Here is an 8,652-nt window from a genome sequence, read left to right on the forward strand (position 1 = left end):
ATAATTATTTTTCATTATATCGACAATATGCATAAATTGTCAACCGTTTTTCTTTTACAATTGTTGATCTATTTTATGAACTTTCTAATACATTTATAACATTTTTCTCCAGAGCAAACGAATACTCTGTATTTTTTATGAAATTTTTCATTTTCTTGCATTTTTTACATCAAAAGCTATGGAATATTTTCACAAAAAATTATACAATATAGATACTAGAAGTTAAGGGAGGATTTATCATGAAACACAACAGTATGTTAGCGATGATATTAGCCGGTGGTAGAGGCTCACGTCTTCACGAACTGACAAATAAAGTTGCAAAACCAGCCGTTTCCTATGGCGGCAAATACCGTATTATTGATTTCCCACTCAGCAACTGTGCCAACAGTGGAATTGATGTAGTCGGTGTATTGACACAATATGAATCTATTCTTTTGAACAGTTATGTTGCTGCCGGAAGGCGCTGGGGACTTGATGCCAAAGACAGCGGTGTATTTGTTCTGCCGCCTCGTGAGAAAGCAGATGTCAATCTGGATGTTTACCGTGGAACTGCAGATGCCATCTCTCAGAATATTGATTTCATCGACACTTATTCTCCGGAATATATCCTGGTTCTTTCCGGAGACCACATCTACAAGATGGACTACGATAAGATGCTGAAAGAGCACAAAGCACAGAATGCGGATGCAACAATCGCTGTAATCGAAGTTCCTATGAAAGAAGCCAGCCGTTTTGGAATCATGAACACCGATGAAGCCGGACAGATCGTAGAATTTGAAGAAAAGCCGGAGCATCCGAAGAGCAATCTTGCTTCTATGGGTATCTACATATTCAACTGGAAGCTTCTGCGCAAGATGCTGGTTGCCGACATGAAGAATCCGGATTCCAACCACGATTTCGGAAAAGACATTATTCCTGCTCTTCTGAATGACGGAAGAAAACTGTATGCATACAAGTTCAAGGGATACTGGAAAGATGTCGGAACCATCGATTCTCTCTGGGAAGCAAACATGGATCTTCTCGGAAAGAACAATGAACTCGATCTGCATGATTCTTCCTGGAAGATCTATACGGAAGATGTAACCTGTCTTCCTCAGTATGTCGGACCAAATGCAAAGATTGACCGTGCATTCATTACACAGGGATGTGTTCTTGACGGAGAGGTAAAGAATTCCGTATTGTTCACCGGCGCAAAGGTTGGAAAAGACGCTAAGATCATCGACAGCGTCCTGATGCCGGGTGTTGTCGTAGAAGACGGTGCTGTTGTAACCCGGGCTCTGGTTGCGGATAATGTAAAGATTGGGGCAGGTGCCGTAGTCGGAAGTGCAGACAGTGAACATATTGAACTGGTTTCCAAACGTGTAAAGGGGGTAGAATAATATGGCAAAAGCATTCGGAATTGTTAGTTTCGCCGGAAATCATGTACAGGTGGAAGGAATGCAGGAATACCGTCCGGTAGGAGCCTTCTCCTTCCTGGGACGTTATCGTGTCATTGACTTCCCGATCTCCAATATGAGTAACAGTGGAATTGACCACATTCAGGTCTATATCAGAAGAAAACCGCAGTCTCTGACTGCTCATGTCGGCAGCGGACGCCACTACAACATTAACTCCAAGAGCGGAAGTATCCGGATTCTGTATTCTGATCTCGGAATGAACTTAAGTATCTATAATAACGATATCGCCGCTTACATCGAAAATATGGAATATATCGAGAAAGAACGCAGTCCGTATGTAGTCATTGCACCAAGCTATATGATCTACACCGCTGATTATAATAAGCTGCTTCAGGCTCATATCGATTCCGAAGCAGATATCACATTATTATACCATTCCGTTGATAATGCAAAAGAATCCTTTATCAACTGTAATACTCTGAATCTGAATCGCCAGAAAGGTGTATTGTCCATCGAATCCAATCATGGAAATGCAAAAAATAAAAACATCTTCATGGATACCTATGTTATGAAGAAAGAATTATTTATCGATCTGATCTACAAAGCAAAAAAGACATCTTCTGCCTTTACTTTTGCAGATATCGTCAGTGCATCCTGTGAAGATCTGGATATCCGCGGTATTTCCCACAGAGGATATTTTGCAGCGATTCCGGATTTCAAGAGCTACTATGATGCCAACCTTTCACTGATCGATTTCAAAGCAGCTCAGGCTTTATTCGATCCTGACTGGCCGATCTACACAAGAACCAACGACTCCTGCCCGACTCAGTATTTTGAGAGCGCAGACGTAAAATCTTCTGTCGTTTCCAACGGATGTCTGATTGAAGGATCTATCGAGAATTCCGTAGTTGGACGTGGCTGTATCATCAAAAAGGGCGCTGTGATCAAGAACAGTGTTGTATTACCTGGCGCTCTCATTGGTGAGGATGTGCATATTGAAAATCAGGTCATTGATAAAAATGCAAAGGTAACACATGCAAAAGAACTGATCTCTGATCCGGAAAAACCGGGTTATGTAAGAAGATACGATGTCCTGTAAATTATTTTAACAATAACAGGCCGGTACAAAAGTGGCTTTTACCAGATGCCACTTTTGTACCGGCCCTTTTATTCTTGATACGGATTATCGTCTGCGTACAAAGCAGATATATGATTTCTTTGAGGAACCTTATATTCCTTCTCTTACTACCTCACATGCGATTGTTTTCCACGAAATATTGCTCACATCTGCAGATTTCGTCTCTCCGGCTTCTATGCACTCTTCCAGTACATCTTTGAGTCTTTGTTCAAATGCCGGAAGTTCCTCCAAAACCGGTTCATCCGCATTTCTCATCTCCGGAAGCCGGACATATCTGATATCCGCTCCGGGCACTGTTTCCTTCATCCATTCCCGGATTCCCGGAAGCTCCGTCATGACCACCCGGTCACCACAGGCCAGTGCTTCAATCACCGTCAGCGGAAGTCCCTCAAAAAATGAGGGCAGCACAAAGATATCACATGCATTGTATACTTTCGCAAGCTCCGGCTGTGTCAGCTTACCAAGAAATTTCACCTTACACGCACAGAGCTTCGACAACTCTACGATTTCCTGGTATTCTTTCTGGTTTCCGGCTCCCCCGGCAAGCAGAACTTCCAGTTCCTCTTCCCGGTACGGCAGCTGGCGCAGAGCTCTCATCAGACTCATGACGCCTTTCTTCCCTGCAATCTTACCGGCATATGCAATCCGGATTTTCCCATCCAGACTGCTCTTTTTGGGTCCGTCTGTCCAAAACACCTCACTGTTATAGCCGGTGCCCACAACCTGAACCTTCGCAGGATCCAGTCCATAGATCTCAAGAATCTTCACCTTCTGTGCCTGTTGAAGCGCATATACCCGGTCCAGCGCACAGATCTGTGTCCGGATGTATTCTGTTTCCAGACTGTTTTTCTGCATCTGCCTGAGATCTGTATTGTGGCAGAATCCATAAACTCGCCGGCCCGGAAAATGTTCCCGGACAATCGCTGTCAGAAGATACAGATGATGACACAGGATCACATCCGGATTCAGCTCTTCCACCGCCTTTTTCAGTACATTTACAAATGCATTTTTAAACTGCTCCGTCATCTCAGGGGTCAGATCACAGTATCTGGTACTGACATATGGCATCTCATCCGACATTCCCACGATCGGATACGGAAGATCCTCCTGTTCAAAATAAACCGGATAGAATCCCACTCTATCCGGCAATTCGATTGCATCTTCTCTATTGATACCAGCGACAACTGCCTGTTCATGTCCTTCTTCGTCCATCGCTTTTACAAGCTCTGTAAGATAGATTCCACTTCCTGTACTGTTGGGTTTCTGCGCAGTAACACTTAATATCTTCATCTTCTCTACACTCTTTCGTATATCGTAAATACATATTCAAGGTCAAAATATGTCTGCTCATCACTGATCTTTGTCATCTTCCACTGAGGATCTTCATCCAGATTCGGAAAATAGGTATCTGCATCATATGCATGATCAATCCTTGTCACATAAGCCCTGTGACAATATGGAAGGAGCTGCCTGTAGATACTCTCGCCTCCGATCACAAAAATATCCTCTGATTCATATTTTTTCAGTTCCTCGACCATCTCTTTTATCGTATGAACGACAACGACTCCGTTCACGTGATATTCAGGATCAGAGGTCAGTACAATATTTATGCGGTTCTTCAGCGGCTGACCGCCCGGAAAGCTTTCCAGTGTCTTTCTTCCCATCGCAACTACTTTTCCTTTGGTCTGTTCCCGGAAAAACTTCATATCCTGCGGAATACTGACCAGTAATTTATTGTCTTTTCCAATCGCCCAATTTTTATCTACTGCAACAATCAGATTCATCCTTCTCTCCTCCTGTATCTGCAAGATTTCTGCTAGATTGCAACCGGTATATTTCTGATCTGTTCATGTGTCACATAATTGATCAGCTTCACATCATCTCTGGTAAAATCATAAAAATCCTTCACGTCCGGATTCAGCCAGAACTCCGGTGCCGGAAGCGGCTCTCTGCTGATCAGTTCCTCTATCAGCGGAACATGACGGTCATAGATATGTGCATCTGCAATCACGTGAACGAGCTCTCCGACCTCCATATCACACACCTGTGCCAACATGTGAAGAAGCACCGCATACTGGCATACATTCCAGTTATTTGCGGCCAGCACATCATTGGAACGCTGATTCAGAATTCCGTTCAATGTCAGTTTTTCATGACCGGGCTTCTTCGTAACATTGAATGTCATGCTGTATGCACATGGATACAGATTCATCTCATGCAGATCCTGATGCACATAGATATTCGTCATGATCCTTCTGCTGTAGGGGTTATGTTTCAGATCATAGATTACCCTGTCCACCTGATCAAACATTCCTTCTTTATATTGGTGCTTTACTCCCATCTGGTAACCATAGGCTTTTCCGATCGAACCATCTTCATCCGCCCAGCTGTCCCAGATATGGCTGTGCAGATCATGAATATTATTGGACTTCTGCTGCCAGATCCATAACAGTTCATCCGTACAGCTTTTGATCGCTGTTTTCCGAAGCGTCAGTGCCGGAAACTCTTTTGACAGATCATATCGATTAACCACTCCGAATTTCTTGATCGTATATGCCGAAGTTCCGTCTTCCCAGACCGGACGCACCTTTTCCCCCTGTGTATCCGTTCCGTTATCAATAATATCTCTGCACATGTCAATAAAGACTCTGTCCGCATAACTCATATTTCGCATTCTCCTTTTTTACTATGTGACTGTGAACTGAAGCTTTATGGATCACTGATATTATACAGAACTCTCTCCAGCATCTTTTCCAGGGCTTCTTTTTCTTTTCTGTTCATTCCCAGTGTCAGATTCTTATCTATCTTCTTTCTGTCGGCTTCCATACGTCTCTGGATATCATAAGCCTTCTCTGTCGGATAGATATTCTTGCATCTTTTATCCTTGTTACTTGGAACGATCAGAATAAATCCTTTTTCATCCAGTCTTTTCAGTATTCCTGTGACCGTCGGATTCTTCAGGCACAATGCCTTTTCAATGTCCTTCTGATTCACTTCTTCTTTGCTGCTGTTGAAAAGATAATCAAGGACTGCACACTGGGAAGCCGTGATACCAAGCTTTCTCAGCCGGTTATTAAAATCTTTTTCATACACATTATTGATCTGTTTAAACATAAATCCCAGTGTCTGCCGTTCTTTCATATCTCTCCTTCTTTCCATTAATCAGTTTATTCTAGCATATTCATCTATCCCGCGCAATCGCATTTTTCTTCCAGTCCTTTCATCATACGCAGTTCTCGTACCGCATACCCGATCGCTACTACAGCCGCGGCACCGTCTGCGATCGGTCCTGCATACATGACACCATCGATTCCCATAAAAGCCGGAAAGATCAGTATCAGCGGAAGCAGAAAGAATACCTGTCTTGTCAGAGATACCACAATTCCCAGTTTTGCCTTTCCGATCGAGGTAAAGAATCCGGAGGACATCGGCTGGATTCCGTTCAGAAACGTCATAAACATAAAAATCCGAAAATATCTTGATGCAAACCGAAAATATTCCTTGCTTCCTGTTCCGAAGATTCCGACAATCTGTTCCGGGAAAAACTGAAATCCCAGGAAAAACACGACTCCAACCAGAAATGCATACTGAAATGCTGTCGTATACGTCTTTCTGACTCTGTGATACAGTCCTGCTCCATAGTTAAATCCCCAGATTGGCTGGCATCCCTGCGAGATTCCGATTGCAATCGCCATAAAGACCATATTGACCTTTGATATCACTCCGACGCACGCCAGCGGAATATCGGCACCATATGCGGAAACAGCTCCATAATGACGAAGTGTGTTATTCATGGTGATCTGCACAACCGCCATCGCAATCTGATTAATACAGGATGCCATTCCAAGGGACGCTATCATCTTAAATCTTTTCATCCTGGGTCTTAACATTTCCTTTTTCAGATCCATTTTCCTGAATCGCAGAAAATACACGATCACCATCGCACCGGATATGATCTGACCGATCACGGTTGCCCATGCTGCACCCTTAATGCCCCAGTGGAACACAAAGATGAATGTCGGATCCAGAATAGTATTGATCACTGCTCCGGTAAGCATACATACCATAGAATAGGTCGGACTTCTGTCCGCACGGATCATATGATTGCCCCCGGTTGTCAATATCAGGAACGGAATTCCCCAGGCTGTGATCCCGGCATAATCCCTTGCATAGGGCAGTACATTTTCCGTTACCCCGAACAGCTGAAGAAGCGGATTTAAAAACAGCAGCACACACACTGCGATTATAGTTCCACAGATCACCAGCATCGATAATCCTGTTCCGATCACTCTGCAGGCATCTTCCTTTCTTCCTGCTCCCGACTCCAGATTATAGTTGGAAGCACTTCCGATCCCCAGCAGCAATGCCGTTGCCGTACAGATGATCGAAATCGGAAATGCGATGTTGGTCGCAGCATTTCCCAGCATTCCGACTCCCTGCCCGATAAAGATCTGATCTACGATATTATAAAGAGAACTGACCAGCATACTGATGATTGCAGGAATGGCAAACTTCGCAATCAGCCGGCCCTCTTTCTCCGTCGCAAGCGGATTCTGATTCTTCTCTATATCCTCCATAATTCACACTCTCATTCATTAATACTCCCGGATCACACTGCAGATATCCCATACGGTATCAAGCTTTTTCAGATGTTCCAGCGCATCCTTCATATGATACTCCTTGACAGTGTCTGTTACGATTGCAAGTTCGGCTGTATCTTCAGCAACTATTTTCTGGATCACCTTGGAAATACTTACTTTATGCTCTCCGAATACACTTGCAATTGCCGCAAGTACTCCCGGCTTGTTTTCCACCTGCATACGGAGGAAGAATTTATTTCTCACTTCATCCATCGATTTAATCGGTGTATTGCGATAGCAGGTACAGCTGATTCTTCCTGTACAATGATACTGGATATCGCGGATCACATCTATGACATCTCCCATCACTGCGCTTGCAGTCGGGAACTCTCCTGCGCCTCTTCCATAGAACATGACATCATCTACCGCATCTCCATGTACAAATACTGCATTAAAGGAATCTCTTACAGACGCCAGCGGGTGCTCCTGCGCGATCATCATCGGATATACCGCAACCTCGATGCCCTCTTCCGTATTATGCGCAGTTCCCAGAAGCTTGATCACATTTCCGAATTCTTTTGCGTAAAAAATATCTCTTGCAGAAATCTTCGTAATTCCCTCTGTATATACATCAGAAAACGTCACTCTGGAATGAAATGCGATCGAAGCCATGATCGCTACCTTTCTTCCCGCATCAAGACCCTCTATGTCTGCTGTCGGATCTGCCTCGGCATATCCAAGCTCAGTGGCTTTTGCAAGTGCTTCTTCAAAATCCATGCCTTCTTCAAACATCTTTGTCAGGATGTAATTGGTCGTACCATTGACAATACCAATCACTTCATCTATCTCATTTGCTGCCAGACACTGCTTCAGAGGTCGAATAATCGGAATACCACCTGCAACAGCCGCCTCAAACAAAAAGTCCACACCATGCTTTTCTGCTGCATCCAGCAACTCTCTTCCATATTCCGCCACCAGATCCTTATTGGCAGTAATCACATGCTTGCCCGCATTGAGAGCCTCCAGAATCCTTGTCCTTGCAGGCTCAATTCCGCCCATGACCTCTATCACGATCTGAATCTCTTCATCCTGTATGATCTCATCCCAACAGTCCGTTAAAAGAGACGGATCCACTCCTTCTCTCTTTTTCTGCATGTTATGTACAAGTATCTTCTTAATCTCCAGTTTCGCACCGGTCTTTCGCTCCATCTCGTCTGCCTGGCGACAGGTCAGCTTATATACACCACTTCCGACAGTACCCAGTCCTAAAAGTGCCGCCTTCACTACCTTTTCATTTTTCATATCTGATTCACATCCTTTAATTACTATTCTGTCCATAAAAAGAAGTATAACATATTCTGACTGCTCTTTTCAAATCATATTGTTAACTCGATAAATTGTTTCAGGTAGTCCTGGTAGAGTAGGTTAGAGGGCTTTGCCCTCTCTCCCCTCATCAAACCGTGCATGAGGTTCTCCCTCACACGGCTTTCCGACATTCTTCTTTCTACAGCATTACGTCATGCCGTAGCCATTCTTT

The 8,652-nt window shown here is 44.0% G+C and carries 8 protein-coding genes; 2 read left to right on the forward strand and 6 right to left on the reverse strand.

All coding sequences use genetic code 11. The features are described from left to right. Positions 1 to 239 precede the first annotated feature (239 nt). Entirely contained in the window at positions 240 to 1,379 is a 1,140-nt protein-coding gene (locus tag ABE547_RS06585) for a glucose-1-phosphate adenylyltransferase (protein WP_347378016.1), read from the forward strand. Between the two features lies 1 nt (position 1,380). Next, a complete protein-coding gene (gene glgD, locus ABE547_RS06590) occupies positions 1,381 to 2,496 on the forward strand; it encodes a glucose-1-phosphate adenylyltransferase subunit GlgD (protein ID WP_347378017.1) in 1,116 nt (371 codons plus the stop codon). Positions 2,497 to 2,625: 129 nt separating this feature from the next. Here glgD and ABE547_RS06595 read toward each other — a convergent pair whose 3' ends face one another. The 6 genes from ABE547_RS06595 to ABE547_RS06620 are packed head-to-tail and all read right to left on the reverse strand — an operon-like array spanning position 2,626 to position 8,417. Then, the gene (locus tag ABE547_RS06595; protein ID WP_347378018.1) at positions 2,626 to 3,825 is read right to left on the reverse strand and encodes a glycosyltransferase family 4 protein; all 1,200 of its coding nucleotides are present in this window, start codon (positions 3,823 to 3,825) and stop codon (positions 2,626 to 2,628) included. Between the two features lie 5 nt (positions 3,826 to 3,830). Continuing rightward, positions 3,831 to 4,319 (reverse strand): dihydrofolate reductase, encoded by a 489-nt coding sequence (locus tag ABE547_RS06600; RefSeq protein ID WP_347378019.1) that lies wholly within the window; start codon positions 4,317 to 4,319, stop codon positions 3,831 to 3,833. A gap of 32 nt (positions 4,320 to 4,351) precedes the next feature. After that, positions 4,352 to 5,200 (reverse strand): thymidylate synthase, encoded by an 849-nt coding sequence (thyA, locus tag ABE547_RS06605; RefSeq protein WP_347378020.1) that lies wholly within the window; start codon positions 5,198 to 5,200, stop codon positions 4,352 to 4,354. A gap of 44 nt (positions 5,201 to 5,244) precedes the next feature. Continuing rightward, positions 5,245 to 5,676 (reverse strand): MarR family transcriptional regulator, encoded by a 432-nt coding sequence (locus ABE547_RS06610; RefSeq protein WP_347378021.1) that lies wholly within the window; start codon positions 5,674 to 5,676, stop codon positions 5,245 to 5,247. Positions 5,677 to 5,720: 44 nt separating this feature from the next. After that, the gene (locus ABE547_RS06615) at positions 5,721 to 7,112 is read right to left on the reverse strand and encodes an MATE family efflux transporter (RefSeq protein WP_347378022.1); all 1,392 of its coding nucleotides are present in this window, start codon (positions 7,110 to 7,112) and stop codon (positions 5,721 to 5,723) included. An 18-nt stretch (positions 7,113 to 7,130) separates the two neighbouring features. Next, positions 7,131 to 8,417 (reverse strand): homoserine dehydrogenase, encoded by a 1,287-nt coding sequence (locus tag ABE547_RS06620; RefSeq protein ID WP_347378023.1) that lies wholly within the window; start codon positions 8,415 to 8,417, stop codon positions 7,131 to 7,133. Positions 8,418 to 8,652: the final 235 nt, after the last annotated feature.

Origin of the sequence: Dorea sp. YH-dor226, from assembly GCF_039832105.1 — a bacterium.
In the GTDB taxonomy this organism is placed as follows: domain Bacteria; phylum Bacillota; class Clostridia; order Lachnospirales; family Lachnospiraceae; genus Dorea_A.

What these genes read in the sequence shown, in the direction of transcription:
- ABE547_RS06615 (WP_347378022.1), bottom strand. Translation starts at nt 7,112, where the DNA reads ATGGAGGATATAGAGAAGAATCAGAATCCGCTTGCGACGGAGAAAGAG.
- ABE547_RS06620 (WP_347378023.1), bottom strand. Translation starts at nt 8,417, where the DNA reads ATGAAAAATGAAAAGGTAGTGAAGGCGGCACTTTTAGGACTGGGTACT.
- glgD (WP_347378017.1), top strand. Translation starts at nt 1,381, where the DNA reads ATGGCAAAAGCATTCGGAATTGTTAGTTTCGCCGGAAATCATGTACAG.
- thyA (WP_347378020.1), bottom strand. Translation starts at nt 5,200, where the DNA reads ATGAGTTATGCGGACAGAGTCTTTATTGACATGTGCAGAGATATTATT.
- ABE547_RS06610 (WP_347378021.1), bottom strand. Translation starts at nt 5,676, where the DNA reads ATGAAAGAACGGCAGACACTGGGATTTATGTTTAAACAGATCAATAAT.
- ABE547_RS06600 (WP_347378019.1), bottom strand. Translation starts at nt 4,319, where the DNA reads ATGAATCTGATTGTTGCAGTAGATAAAAATTGGGCGATTGGAAAAGAC.
- ABE547_RS06595 (WP_347378018.1), bottom strand. Translation starts at nt 3,825, where the DNA reads ATGAAGATATTAAGTGTTACTGCGCAGAAACCCAACAGTACAGGAAGT.
- ABE547_RS06585 (WP_347378016.1), top strand. Translation starts at nt 240, where the DNA reads ATGAAACACAACAGTATGTTAGCGATGATATTAGCCGGTGGTAGAGGC.